We start from the raw sequence: 12,792 nt of genomic DNA, 5'->3' as shown, positions 1-12,792 counted from the left end.
TCGCGCCGTCCTGAATGATCTCAGCTAAAGCCTAGCACGTTTTCGATCCGCGCGACGTGGCGCTTCGGCGTCGATCCCTCCGGTTCCTCCGTCGCCGTTATTTCAGCCACCGTTAGTCCTGTAGCGACCGCGAGGTCCTCGAGACTGTAGCCTTTTGCGATACGCACTTCCTGGCGACGCGCCGCAGCGGTCGCATCATCTGAATTGCTCATAGGTCCCTCATTCTTGTCTGATGAAGGGTAGCTTAATTCTGATGCGCAGGCAGCGGTCGGTCCGTCGCCTGCGCATCCCGACTACACTCGTTCGAGCGCGATCGAGATTCCTTGGCCGACGCCAATGCACATCGTTGCGAGCGCGTATCTCCCGCCGCCCAACGACAGCTCAAGCGCGGCGGTACCAGCGATACGCGCGCCCGACATGCCAAGGGGGTGACCGAGAGCGATTGCACCACCGTTCCGGTTCACGTGCTCCGCGTTTTCGGAAATCCCGAGATCGCGGAGCACGGCGATGCCTTGGGAGGCGAATGCTTCATTGAGTTCGACGACGTCGAACTGTGGGGGCGCAAGTCCCAGACGAGCGCAGAGCTTCTTCGTGGCCGGCGCAGGCCCGAAGCCCATGATCCGCGGTTCGACGCCGGCTGTCGCTCCGCCAAGGATGCGTGAGATCGGCGTGAGACCGTATTTCTTGGCGGCTTCCTCCGAGGCGATGATGAGGGCGGCCGCGCCATCGTTCACCCCCGACGCGTTACCCGCTGTGACGGTCGCGCCTTCGCGCTTGTTCACCGTGCTCAGCTTTGCCAGGGCTTCGATGCTGGTGGCCCGGGGGTGCTCGTCCCTCGAAACGACGACCGGATTGCCCTTGCGCTGCTTGATCGTCACTGAGACGATCTCTGTTTCAAGCCTGCCATTCGCCTGGGCCGCAGCCGCCTTCGCCTGCGAACGGACGGCAAACGCGTCCTGATCTTCGCGGGATACGTTGAAGTCGATCGCGACATTGTCGCCAGTCTCGGGCATCGAGTCGACCCCATACTGCTGTTTCATGAGAGGATTGATGAAGCGCCAGCCGATCGTCGTGTCGTAGATTTCCGCGCTGCGGGAAAAGGCCGACTCCGCCTTGGGCACGATAAAGGGAGCTCGGCTCATGCTTTCTACGCCGCCGGCGACTATGATATCCGCTTCCCCCGACTTGATGGCGCGAGCGGCGGTTATCACGGCGTCCATCCCTGAGCCGCAAAGCCGGTTAATGGTGGTGCCGGTGATGCTCGATGGGAGACCGGACAGCAGCGACGACATCCGCGCGACATTCCGGTTGTCTTCCCCGGCCTGATTGGCACAGCCATAAATGACGTCGGCGATCGCGTCCCAATCGACGTTCGGATTGCGCTCCATCAGCGCCCTCAATGGGACCGCGCCGAGGTCATCCGCGCGGACAGCAGAAAGCGCGCCGCCATAGCGGCCGATCGGCGTGCGGATGTAGTCGCAGATAAATGCGTCGACCATTTCGATTCCTCAAAGTTCGGGTACGAGGAGGTCCTCGAGGGGACCGTCCACGACCAGCGGCGCGCCGGTCATCGCCTGCAGTTCTTCAACCGTCATTCCGGCGAGCTTCTCGCGCAGCACGAAGCGGCCATCCACGATGTCGATGACCGCGTGACTGGTATAGACGCGCGTAATGCAAGCCACCCCCGTCAGCGGAAAGGTGCACTTCTCGACCAGCTTCGGCTCGCCGTTCTTGGTCACGTGCTCCGTGATGACAAACACCTGCTTCGCACCGTGCACGAGATCCATGGCACCGCCGACAGCAGGGACGCCCTTGCTGCCTACGCGCCAGTTCGCGAGGTCGCCGCTTTGAGCAACTTGGTAAGCCCCCAGGATCGCGACGTCGAGATGGCCGCCGCGCACCATGGCGAAACTATCGGCGTGATGGAAGAAGGCTGCACCCGGCTTCAATGTCACGGCCTTCTTGCCGGCGTTGATGAGATCCCAGTCTTCCTCCCCCTCCTTTGGTGCCTCACCGAAATTTAGGATGCCGTTCTCGGTATGGAAGATCGCCTGCCGGCCAGGCGGCTGGTAACGGGCCACCATTTCGGGAAAGCCAATACCCAGGTTCACATAGGCGCCGTCGACGATATCCTGCGCTGCCCGCCAAGCGATCTGAGCGTTGGAAAGCTTGATGCCTTCTCGTGTGTTCACGGTCATGCCTTAACTCCCTCATATGCCGGAGCAAAAGCTGCGCCTGCCCGGATGAGTTCTTCTTCCTGCTGCGGGTTTGACACCTGAACAACTCGGTCAACGAAGATGCCGGGCGTCACAACCTGTTCCGGATCGATCTCGCCGGCCTGTACGATCTTGGAGACCTGCACAATCGTTTGGGTTGCCGCCATGCACATCAGAGGGTTAAAGTTCCGGGCCGCCTTGTTGTAAGTGAGGTTGCCGTAGGTATCGCCGACATGCGCCTTGACGATGGCGAAATCCGCCTTCAACCAACGCTCCTGTACATAGCGGCGACCGTCAAATTCTGCGATAGGCTTTCCCTCGGCCAACTCCGTTCCAAAGCTCGTCGGGGTGTAGAAGGCGGGGATGCCGGCGCCGCCGGCGCGGATGCGTTCTGCGAGCGTTCCCTGTGGCACAAGTTCCAACTCGATCTCGCCTGCCAGGTATCTATCTGTAAACGCGCGCGTATCCGAAGAGCGTGGGAAGGAGCAGATCATCTTCTTCACCATGCCCGCGTCGATCATGGCGGCGATGCCGATGCGACCGTTGCCGGCATTGTTGTTGATGACCGTTAGGTTCTTCGGGCCGCTGTCGATCAATGCGTGAATCAGCTCAATCGGTGCCCCCGATCCGCCGAAGCCGCCGATCATGACGGTTGAACTGTCACGGATCTCGGCGACCACCTCCTTTAAACTTCCGGCAGTTTTGTCCATCGCGTTTTGCCTCCCACCAAGGATCAGGTGTCTATCGGTGATTTTGTAATTCAATAGACCCATCGACGGCAATCATTTTGTGCGGTATATGAAATTTGTACGATTATCGCACAAAAGAGGGAGGCGATATGGAAATCAAGGAACGCGACGTTATGGGTGGGCTCGCAAAGGGTCTGAGAGTCATCGAGGCATTTAGTGTCGAGAAGCCGCGCCTATCCATTTCAGATGCCTCGGCGGTAACGGGCCTTGACAGAGCAACAGCGAGGCGCTGCCTGCTCACTCTGTCTGCGGCCGGTTATGCAGCTTACGACGGCAAGTTCTTCAGCTTGACGCCGCGCGTGTTGCGTCTCGGAACCGGATGCCTTGCGACAATGCCGTTGCCCCGGATCGTCCAGCCCTTTCTGGACCAGTTGTCGGAGAGCATTGATCAGAGCTCTTCAGTCTCGATACTCGACGAGACTGAGATCGTTTATGTGGCTCGAGCGGCGCAACGCCGGGTGATGTCCATTTCCCTGATGCCGGGCTCTCGTTTACCAGCCTACTGCACATCGATGGGGCGTGTGCTGCTTGCCGCGCTGCCTGATAATGAAACGCGCCGGCTGCTCGAAGCTTCCCCGCGGACACAGCGAACTGAAAGGACAATCACCGACATTTCGGCTCTCATGGCGGAGATCGTGGCGACGCGGGAGCGCGGCTATGCATCGATCGACCAGGAGGTCGAGTTGGGATTGAGATCCGTCGCGGTCCCTTTGCTAAACTCGCGCGGGCGCACGGTCGCAGCTTTGAACGTCGGGCTCGCGGCAACTGCCGAGGGAATGGAGAGCGTGATCAATCGATACATTCCGTCACTCTTGTCGGCCCGAGAGGAACTGAAAGGTATGCTTCCGTGAAGTGCGTATGAATGTTCTAGGGTCAGGACTTCGTTGATCAGAGCCAGAAGATAACCGGTTGCAGCGAGAGCGATAGCGGAGAAGAAGGCCATTGGCACCTATCGTAGCGCGTAGCGACACGCCGCCAGTTCTTGAGACGCGCGAACATGATCTCGATCCGGTTGTGCCGTCTGTAGCGGCGCTTGTCATATTTGACGGTCTTGTTTCGGGATTTCCTACGCAGAATGCAGGGAGTGATACCCTTAGCTTGTAGAGCTTCACGAAACCAATCGGCATCGTAGCCACGGTCTGCCAGCGGCCATTTGGCCTTGGGAAGCTCGTCAAGCATGGCGGCAGCACCGGTGTAATCGCTGACCTGACCTGCCGTTATGAAGAAACTGATCGGGCGACCATTGGCATCGGTTACGGCATGAAGCTTGGTGTACCGCCTTTCGTGCGGCCGATCAGGCGGCCCGCGCCCCCTTTTTACCCTCAGGCTGGATGCCGTGCGGCGGGCCTTGAGATAGGTCGCGTCGATTTGCGTCCCTTGACGAAACGGGTGACAGACTCAGGCTGCGGGGTCACTTCGACTGGCTTCACCGGCCCCGCAGTAGGCGCGAAGACGACGGACGGTTCCACAGGTGTCGACGCCAATTGTTTTCCCGTAGCCGACAGCGTCTCAACGGGGCTACTCTTCGTCTGTGCGACCGCAGGCGAAGGCTGCGATGGAGTCTGCTCCTTGTGGCCAAACAAGGAGCCGAGTCCGCCCAAGACCAGCACGACAAAGAGCAGAGCTGGCGTAATCTTGGGTGTCCTTCGGATCGGCGTCTCCGCGCCATGGCAACTCTCGATGGCATGTTGAAATATCAAAGCTGATCCATACCACACGCCAAAGTCGAGGTGGTCATCGGACTTTTTTTGGCATTAATCTGCAATGAAAGTTCCGCTCGTGCGAAATCTGAGGGGCAGCAGATATTCCCGGCTCTCGATATAGAAACGCTCGCACAGAGGCTTGAAGTCCGGAGGAGCGCGCTGAGAATGGAGCCTCCCACCGTGCAATCGCACCCCCGCAGTCCCTTGATAAATCGAATAGCGGTGTGCAGCCGTCTAGAGCAGGAGGAGGCGTCTGCGCACTTGAGCCGCGCGGACCAATTTTAGACGTTCGAAGGCCGATTTCGCGACACCGATTTCAAGGGACAACTCCGCCTAATTCGAAGTTCAGTTGAGCATTAGAATGCTCGTTCAGACAAGTTGGATGTGAAGATGGTCCGCAGCATCGGGAAAAAGGTAGCTCAAACCCTTCCCGCCGCTGTTCAGGATTTGCAGCCATTCGTCCCGCACAGCGGTTCTCACGAAAGCCTCAATATCCGACTTTACGAGCCCAGTGGGCGATTTTCCGGGGACGTTATTGTGAGAAAAGAAAACGTCGGTGAATTTATAAGCCACTCGGATGGCGTCGTAGATTTTTTGGGTTTCTTCCGACGACTGATTGAAGAAATTAATACGCTTTCCTTGGCCGAGAGCCGCGGAGTAAATGGCCGCGCGAGCTTCCCAACCATTACCTTTCAACTCGGCCTCAATGCCTGGATTGTCTGTTCGGAGGTTTCTTGGAAGCCCAAGCGCAAACTTGAATCCGAGCGATTTTGCATTCTGAGCAAGGTCACGGTAGCATGCCGTCACGCCTTCGGCAGCCTCGTCAGGGAATGCTGAATTGAGACGCTTGCCCGCAAAGCGACCGATATCGATCGCCCGACCCGCAAGATGTGGCCCACCTTTATCGCCGGGTCTGTAGAGGGAAATTATGGCGATGTCCTTGGACCCACCTCTGAGTTCAGCCCCGTTCAAGAGAACTCTCAATATCGCACCAATTTGCCGTGTGACTGCGGGCTTGTCGCCGCGGCCGAGCAAGCGCATATTTTCTATCTGCGGGCGCACAACCGACGCTTCAAGTTCGATCAACCCTTTTGCGTCTGCATCCAATAGGTCTTGGCCCAGCGACTGATAAAACGTTATCGTTTCGTCGTCGTTCTCGCCAACGACCTTGGATTCGTTTTCGACGGCTCTCGTCTGAAGGATCCGGTTGGCACGGCTATGGTCGATGCAGCTACTGTCCAAGGCTGTCGTCATTGATGAGCCTCGGGTGCCTTTACCTGGACGACAGGAAACATGAGCGCGTAAAGCTTAGCCTTTTCGGCGTCTCCGTTGGCTATGGCCGCCAATGCTGCCTCGATTTTCTCATTTTCGAGTTGACGCTCCCGCACAGCGGTCGTTTGCAAGTTGGAGGAATACTCATCGAGGGCATTCCCCTGCCCCAGTAGGGCTTCAACTATCAATCCTTCGGTACGCATGACGTTTATATCCGCCGAGAGTATAACGCCCGGTACAGAAACTTCGAATCCGGTCGCAGCGTTCTTCCAATCGCTTATAAAATTCCGGTTGACCCTGAGATATGGCGTCATTGGTTTCCCACTCGCGTCTTTGGGCGTGGCGACTTCGACAAATGTCGTTGCCGCGGCGTTCACAGGAGTCCCCTTCCAGTCGAGGAGGGCGTCCAACTCCTGCATGAACCAGGCCTCGACCTGCGCCCGTCGAGCCCCTGGATCGTTGCCTGGTGCGTCACCGATGACTTCATCGATCAAATCGGCCAGGGCATATAGCGGTTTAATCCGGCTCGATCCTTTTTGGCCGTTGAAGAAACCAACTTCGATATCGACGAGATGAAGAATCGTGACGAACTCTTGGTTCATCTGGCGGAATACGAAATTCAGGGTTCGGCTGACGTTGATGTTTTCGATTATTCGTTCGACAGACGTGCTTTCGCCGGTTTCGGTCGAACTCTCATAGCTGGTGTTCACCTGTACATCGCGTTTTGCCGATGCAGTTGCTGCGTGTTTCGATGTGGCGGAGGACATCCTCTTGGCAAACTGTTCACGTGCAGATGACGATGCTCCCTTCACGCCGCCACTCACCTTGGCGCTTCCCCAACCCCAATGTGCGGAAGCTTCTGCCTCTACATGCCATTCCAAGGAATCTGCCGAATTCTGCTTGTCACTTTCCTCGTCGGCGAGCGTTTCCTGAAATTCAGTCGCGGACGTATCCGTGACCGAATCCAGGATGCTGCTTGCTTGTTTGGCAGTCGTTGTCGATTTCAGGTAGCTGGTAACGCTAATCTTTGTCTTTTCGCCCGGTAGCAGTGAAAAAGTCTTGACTGTGCGGCCCGCACCGTACTGGCCCAGGAATGTGGATAAACGGTACTTCTCCCTAAAGAATAGCCTTGGGCGAACTGCAGGGGAGGCGGGTACAGCATAGAGGACATCGATGTTCGGCATGATTGTACGTGCTGGAACAAAGATATGATCGGAAGTCGCCTCGGCCGTTTTGAAATTTGTAACGTCCGACGCCAAAATCATGCGCGTCGATGCGGTTGGATCAAGACTTGAGGCGAGGGCCCAAGCTTTGGCATTGTTCGAAATGGCTACGGTTCTGCCGAGCAGCGGCGATGGCTTGGATTCTTGTTTTGCAGATTTCGAATCGACAGCCTTTCCGATCCCTGGAGTTTGCCTGAACCAATCAGTCGGCACATCGAGTGCGATTATGCTGGTGCCCGTATAGGAGACAGGCTCGGGCACATTGTAACTCAGAATACTCGCTTTACCGTTGGGTTCCAGCTGAACGATAGGTTCTGACGGCATGTTGAAGTTCTCCTTCGAACGTGTCCCCGCATTAGTGGCTAGCAATTTCCGGAATATATCTATAAGATATACACTTTAAAGTATTTCAATTCTGACGTCTAGGAAAACAATTTATGGTCGTTGAAGACTTTCATGTATAGAAACGCAACGTGCGCGTTCAAACAGCTTGGTGCTTCTGCTCACGCAACCGCCTGACGGCCGCACCTTCAGACCTCCCCGTCCTTTATTGACGTTTTTTCTTGACGGGGATGCGTCGCGGGAGCACCGGATCGGCGGATGTTGGGTTCGTTAAGGTGGTAGCCATTTTCGCGAGGAATTTACAGTCAACTGGCAAACGACAGCCGAACGATCAATTCTCCGCGCGTATCCCTCAACTTAAACGAAAACGCAAAGGCCGCAGCCGCCAGCGCTGAAGTGGCGGCGGACGAAACAATGAGAGTGCCCGAACCCTGCGAGTCCGAGTTTGGACGCGAAGCCGCCCAGCACGGTGCCGCGAGCGCTTTAGTCACCCGACGCGCAGGCCGCGAGTACATAGGGCAGCGCTACCGCCATCGTCAGGTAGATCGCAGAGACAAAGACAGCGAAGGAGGTAGGGGTTGTTCCGACGGACAAGAGGGTCTTGGCCAGCCCAGCGATCATCAACGCCGGGAGGCCGGCTACAATTCCGATGCCTACGAAGAGGCCCAGATCGAACATCGACCTAGGCCGATTTCGTTCAGGTCCGCTTATGCAAAAAGCAGATCAGAGCCGTCGATCGCAGTCGGCAGACGCCGTTCGAGAGTGCCTGCGTATAGCACCTTTCCATCGTCGAACTCCAGAAGTGCCGAGCCGCCGGAGCTGTAGAAGTTTGCGAGTGTGGCGGACGAGCCGACGAAGGATGATAGATGAGGTCGTACGGGCTGCTGGGGTGACGCTCGGGTCAGTAAATCTTCGGCCACATTTTCTCGGCATCGATATGGTCGTGCCAGCGTACTCGGCGCGAAGCACCTCCTTGAGCCGGTCGCGCGGTCGTCTCATCGGAAGTGCTCCTGACGTAATGATTGAAAGGCTTAGGCGCGGGGATAGCGAAGGCGTTCTGCAAAGCCCTGGTCGAAGTGTCCGACACTTACGGGGAAGATCTTAGCGAGACCGTCGCCAAAGCCGGCTTCATCGACCCAGCCTTTGCCGGAGGTGTCGATCGCTGACCACCTCGCCTCGTTGGCGGCTTGGTCATCTGGGCGGTTATTGAGCTCGGCAAGTCGCGCTTGGCCGCGCATGTATTCATCCTTGGTCACCTTCCCGTCATGGTCCGAATCCGCCCAATCCAAAGCTTGCCTAGCCATGCGCGCGTGGAAGTCGGCTACAAGTTGACTGTCCCTTTCACTGGGCGGAGCCTTTGTTTGCTCAGGCTGAGGCCGAACGATCTTTTCGTCGGCGATCGACGGTGGTCTGCGGCTTGTGGTTGAAAAGACGCTGTAAATTGAACTGTCGGGGCTAACTTTCATGACGCTCCATTTCCCATTGTTGGTGGTACGCAAGCGGAAGCTGGGGCGGCGGGCTTGCTTCAAGCTTGCCAAAAACGAGTATTGTTACACTGGGTTACAACCGTAACCGTTTAGGTGCCCTTGGTTGTGTTTTGCTGTGCGGTTTCGTCAATACAAACGGCTAAACGAGCGTATAGCTGTACGGAGGAGGAAGCCGGTGGCCTATTGCCCTTGATCAAACGCAAGGGCAACGAAATGAATCAAAGAAAGCTGACCACGGCCGCCGGCGCGCCGGTAGCGGACAACTTCAATATCGAGACGGCAGGACCACGTGGGCCGGCCCTGCTCCAGGACATTTGGCTGATCGAAAAGCTTGCGCACTTCGATCGAGAAGTCATCCCTGAACGCCGGATGCACGCTAAGGGCGCGGGCGCTTATGGGACGTTCACGGTCACTAGCGACGTCACGCGTTACAGCAAGGCAGCTCTTTTCTCTGAGATTGGCAAGGAAACGCCGATTTTCACCAGATTCTCAACAGTAGCTGGCGAACGCGGGGCGGCCGATGCGGAACGGGACATTCGTGGCTTCGCCATCAAGTTCTACACCGAGCAGGGAAACTGGGACCTTGTCGGGAACAATACCCCCGTCTTCTTCTTCAGAGATCCGCTGCGCTTCCCGGACCTTAACCACGCGGTCAAGCGCGACCCCCGGACGGGAATGCGGAGCGCTGAGAACAACTGGGACTTCTGGACGTTGCTGCCCGAGGCACTGCATCAGGTGACAATCATCATGTCGGATCGCGGCATTCCCAGGACGTTCCGGAATATGCATGGCTTCGGTAGTCATACGTTCAGCATGGTCAACGCGGCCAACGAACGACATTGGGTGAAGTTTACGCTGAAATCCCAACAGGGTATCGCAAACTTGTCCGATGAGGAGGCGGCTGAATTGATCGGACGTGACCGGGAAAGCCATCAACGGGACCTCTTCGAGAGCATCGAAAATGGCGAGTATCCCCGATGGAAGCTCTATATCCAAGTAATGTCCGAAGAGCAGGCAAGAACTCATCGGCACAATCCGTTTGATCTTACGAAGGTGTGGAGACACTCTGAGTACCCGCTCATCGAAGTTGGAATTCTCGAACTCAATCGCAACCCGGAGAATTTCTTCGCGGAGGTAGAGCAAGCGTCGTTCACGCCCGCCAATATCGTGCCGGGTCTTGGCTTCTCGCCCGACCGAATGTTGCAGGCGCGCCTGTTCTCATACGGCGATGCGGCAAGATACCGTCTTGGCGTCAATCACCACCAGATTCCGGTCAACGCACCACGGTGTCCCTACCATTCTTATCATCGGGATGGCTCCATGCGGATCGACGGGAATTACGGTTCTCAGACGAGCTACGTGCCGAACTCACGAGGGAGTTGGGATGAACAGCCGGATTACCGGGAACCCCCGCTCGAGCTATTCGGATCGGCCGACAGATATGATCATCGTATTGATGAAGACCACTACGAGCAGCCAGGGGCTCTCTTCCGCTTGATGAATGAAGAGCAGAAGGAGGCACTTATCGCCAATACGGCCCGCGCGATGTCCGGTGTCTCGATGGCAGTGAAAGCTCGGCATGTCGAGAACTGCCGCAAAGCCGACGTTGACTACGGCGTTCGGCTTGCCGCCGCGCTCGATCTCGATCCCCAATAGAGAAATACGATGCCGCGCGCAGCGATCTGTTCGGATTTACGGCAGGTATCAGGGCATCTTTCTGCGCTCCGCGAAAACGGCACAGGAGATTCCTGTGCCGTTTTCCCCCGCAACTCAAGCGGTCCGACGAACGAGGTTTCCGATACGACGTCACGCTGGTCCGGTAGACCATGGCGACCGACGTTTACCCTGACTCCGCGTCGACAAAATGCCGTCCGCCCTCTGAGTCTCTTAGCCGACCCGGCCCCCGTTGGCCGGCAACTAGATATCGGCCGAATTCAATAGCTGCGCACACGAGGTAGCTGTCGGCACGGTTGATGAAGCCCTAAGGTTCGTCTCCAATCAGCACATCGATCCAACGCTGCTCGAATTGAGGTTCGAGGACAGTCATCCTCTGCAGAGCCGAAATGGCCGAAGAGCTCCGGTCCGCCCAAATATCAACCCGGCATAGAGCCGTTAAAGCGGCGATGAGACAGGGAGTTAGGACCAAGGTCGATGGATTTCCGGAGTGGGACGTCCGCGGTCGAGTCGACAGAGTCTCTTCTAAAAGCGGCCTCGCATTCTCTCCTTTACCGCGCGACAACGCCGCTGGAGGTCTAAAGATCTGGCGCAGTCCTGTTGAAGGTGCCTAGCTGTCAGGCCCGTCGGACTATTCCACAAGCTGAGGAATGATTGATGTGCCAGCTGGCCGGCTAATACTTTGCGAGTACGGAACGTATTTCGATGAGATCGAAAACGGAGTTCAATCGATGAGATCACTTGAAGGAAAAATTGCAGTCATTACCGGTGGCAATAGCGGCATCGGAAAGGCGACCGCCAGGCGCTTCGCTGAGGAAGGCGCGCAGGTATTGATTACCGGCCGTCGCCAAGACGTCGTCGAAGCTGCCGCGGCAGAAATCGGTCATCAAGCATTCGGCGTCTGTGGCGACGTCTCGCAGATCGATTTCCATCAACGCTTGGCCGAAACGGTGCAGCGTAAGTTCGGTGCAATTGATATCTATGTCGCGAACGCGGGTGTGATTAGTCTTGAGAGCTCGAGTACGGTCACCGAGAGTGAATTCGACCGGCACTTCGACATCAATGCTCGCGGCGTCTTTTTTGGCGTACAGGCAGTTGCCCCACTAATCCGCGACGGCGGCAATATCATCGTTACAAGCTCTTTGGCCGCCACAAAGGTGCTTCCGCAGCACACAGTGTACGCCGGCTCAAAAGCGGCCCTAGCGGCCTTCGCGCGGAACTGGGCGCTTGAGTTCCGGGACCGTGGGATCAGGGTCAATATCCTGAGTCCCGGGCCAGTCGAAACGGAAATACTCGGCAAGCTCGGCGTGAGTGACGCCGACCGACCGGGTTTCGAGGCGCACATGGCGGATTTGATCCCTGCGGGTCGGATGGGCCGACCTGAAGAACTCGCCGAGGCGGCATTGTTCCTCGCGTCGAAAGGAACCTTCGTCAACGGGGTGGAATTGGTCGTAGATGGCGGGATGCATTTGACCTGAGGAAGTGCCCACCGCCCCGCCGCTTCAAAGGCGGGTCGGTGGCAATGCCTTAGCTCAGTCCCTCGACGGCCAGGGCCACCTTTACTGCAGGACGCGTCCGCATCCGTTCGCGTAAGCCGACAAGCGGCTTGGGAACCTCAAGGCCGAAACGCTCGGCCCAAAGCAACATGACAAAGAGGTAGCAGTCAGCGACTGTCGGGTGTTCCCCAAACAGATAGTCGCCCGCGAGACTATTCGACAGAAATTCGAGCCGCGTCTCGATCGCCGTGCGCGCTTCCGCCATCTCTTGATCGCTACCGGAATGCCACAGCGGGCGCAGGCTACGATGCAATTCCGTGGAGATATAGGCGAGTGCTTCGAGGAGGCGCGTGCGGCCCAATTCTCCTCGAATGCCGAGCTTGGGGTAGTGAGATGCGATCCAATCGAGGATTGCGACGTTCTCAGTGATGATTTCACCGTTGTCCAATTGGAGCGCTGGAACGTATCCCTTCGATGTTAGTTCGTTATAGCTACGTCCTGATGCGGTGACCTTTAATTTGAGGTCGACCCGCTCGCGTTCAAAGTCAATGCCGGCTTCTTCCAAGGCGATATGGTCGGCGAGACTGCACGCAAACGGGCAATAATAAAGCTTCATCGGGTATTTCTCAG

General features: G+C 57.1%; 11 protein-coding genes and 1 pseudogene. 3 read left to right on the top strand and 9 right to left on the bottom strand.

Annotation, left to right across the window (positions count from 1 at the left end; genetic code table 11):
- Nucleotides 1–20: 20 nt before the first annotated feature.
- From ACFPWW_RS14600 to ACFPWW_RS14585, 4 genes are all read right to left on the bottom strand, one after another.
- A complete protein-coding gene (locus ACFPWW_RS14600; RefSeq protein WP_377312235.1) occupies nucleotides 21–212 on the bottom strand; it encodes a helix-turn-helix domain-containing protein in 192 nt (63 codons plus the stop codon).
- Between the two features lie 81 nt (nucleotides 213–293).
- Nucleotides 294–1,499, bottom strand: coding sequence for a 3-oxoadipyl-CoA thiolase (pcaF, locus tag ACFPWW_RS14595; protein WP_377312233.1), 1,206 nt, complete (start codon nucleotides 1,497–1,499; stop codon nucleotides 294–296).
- Between the two features lie 9 nt (nucleotides 1,500–1,508).
- On the bottom strand, nucleotides 1,509–2,198 hold the full coding sequence (locus ACFPWW_RS14590; RefSeq protein ID WP_377312232.1) for a CoA transferase subunit B: 690 nt from the start codon (nucleotides 2,196–2,198) through the stop codon (nucleotides 1,509–1,511).
- Nucleotides 2,195–2,926 (bottom strand): 3-oxoacid CoA-transferase subunit A, encoded by a 732-nt coding sequence (locus tag ACFPWW_RS14585; protein WP_377312231.1) that lies wholly within the window; start codon nucleotides 2,924–2,926, stop codon nucleotides 2,195–2,197. Before ACFPWW_RS14585 ends, ACFPWW_RS14590 begins: the two co-directional genes overlap by 4 nt.
- 128 nt (nucleotides 2,927–3,054) lie before the next feature.
- Here ACFPWW_RS14585 and ACFPWW_RS14580 point away from each other — a divergent pair, with 128 nt between their 5' ends.
- Nucleotides 3,055–3,816, top strand: a complete 762-nt coding sequence (locus ACFPWW_RS14580; protein ID WP_377312230.1) for an IclR family transcriptional regulator domain-containing protein — start codon at nucleotides 3,055–3,057, stop codon at nucleotides 3,814–3,816.
- Nucleotides 3,817–3,853: 37 nt separating this feature from the next.
- Here ACFPWW_RS14580 and ACFPWW_RS14575 read toward each other — a convergent pair.
- The 4 genes and pseudogenes from ACFPWW_RS14575 to ACFPWW_RS14560 all read right to left on the bottom strand — a co-directional run.
- Nucleotides 3,854–4,339, bottom strand: a pseudogene (locus ACFPWW_RS14575) (IS5 family transposase); the annotation flags it as partial.
- 698 nt (nucleotides 4,340–5,037) lie between these two features.
- A complete protein-coding gene (locus ACFPWW_RS14570; protein WP_377312229.1) occupies nucleotides 5,038–5,922 on the bottom strand; it encodes a hypothetical protein in 885 nt (294 codons plus the stop codon).
- Entirely contained in the window at nucleotides 5,919–7,487 is a 1,569-nt protein-coding gene (locus ACFPWW_RS14565) for a hypothetical protein (protein ID WP_377312228.1), read from the bottom strand. Before ACFPWW_RS14565 ends, ACFPWW_RS14570 begins: the two co-directional genes overlap by 4 nt.
- Nucleotides 7,488–8,536: 1,049 nt before the next feature.
- Nucleotides 8,537–8,971 (bottom strand): EF-hand domain-containing protein, encoded by a 435-nt coding sequence (locus ACFPWW_RS14560; protein WP_377312227.1) that lies wholly within the window; start codon nucleotides 8,969–8,971, stop codon nucleotides 8,537–8,539.
- Nucleotides 8,972–9,205: 234 nt separating this feature from the next.
- Here ACFPWW_RS14560 and ACFPWW_RS14555 point away from each other — a divergent pair, with 234 nt between their 5' ends.
- Nucleotides 9,206–10,648: a catalase gene (locus ACFPWW_RS14555; protein ID WP_377312342.1), complete on the top strand. Its 1,443-nt coding sequence runs from the start codon at nucleotides 9,206–9,208 to the stop codon at nucleotides 10,646–10,648.
- Between the two features lie 749 nt (nucleotides 10,649–11,397).
- Nucleotides 11,398–12,144: an SDR family NAD(P)-dependent oxidoreductase gene (locus ACFPWW_RS14550; protein WP_377312341.1), complete on the top strand. Its 747-nt coding sequence runs from the start codon at nucleotides 11,398–11,400 to the stop codon at nucleotides 12,142–12,144.
- Between the two features lie 49 nt (nucleotides 12,145–12,193).
- Here ACFPWW_RS14550 and ACFPWW_RS14545 read toward each other — a convergent pair whose 3' ends face one another.
- Nucleotides 12,194–12,778, bottom strand: coding sequence for a glutathione binding-like protein (locus ACFPWW_RS14545; RefSeq protein WP_377312226.1), 585 nt, complete (start codon nucleotides 12,776–12,778; stop codon nucleotides 12,194–12,196).
- Between the last annotated feature and the right edge of the window lie 14 nt (nucleotides 12,779–12,792).

Origin of the sequence: Rhizobium sp. GCM10022189 (assembly GCF_042656325.1) — a bacterium.
GTDB lineage: Bacteria > Pseudomonadota > Alphaproteobacteria > Rhizobiales > Rhizobiaceae > Rhizobium.
The sequence above is the reverse complement of the archived record's forward strand: the minus strand, read 5'-3'. Positions and strand labels throughout refer to the sequence as shown.